This window comes from Pseudomonas sp. SIMBA_067 (assembly GCF_046534675.1).
GTDB lineage: Bacteria > Pseudomonadota > Gammaproteobacteria > Pseudomonadales > Pseudomonadaceae > Aquipseudomonas > Aquipseudomonas putida.
This window is the reverse complement of record NZ_JAWRYH010000657.1, coordinates 1-262: the sequence shown is the minus strand read 5'-3', so window position 1 is coordinate 262 and position 262 is coordinate 1. Positions and strand designations below refer to the sequence as shown.

General features: G+C 55.3%; 1 protein-coding gene. It reads right to left on the bottom strand.

The window, feature by feature from the left end; genetic code table 11:
• Window positions 1-236, bottom strand: a 236-nt coding sequence (locus SB765_RS30750; protein WP_410932636.1) for a cation:dicarboxylate symporter family transporter, incomplete at its 3' end; no start/stop codon positions are given.
• Between the last annotated feature and the right edge of the window lie 26 nt (window positions 237-262).

The following is a 262-nucleotide window of genomic DNA, read 5'->3' as shown; positions in this document are numbered from 1 at the left end:
ATATGGGTTTGCTGGCCCTGTTTATGATTGGCTATCGACGCCATCACCAATACAAACACCAGGATCGGCGCTACGCCTTTGAGCGCGGCGACAAATACCTTGCCGATAAAACCGGTGGCCTTGGCCGCCTCAGGCGCAACGAGTGCCAGGAGGATGCCGGCTATCAGGCCGAGGAGGATTTGCGTGACCAGGCTGACGCGGGCTAGTCGTTGCAGAAGGGAAGGGGCAGCAGTCATAAACACTTGTCTCTAATTTTTTGAAG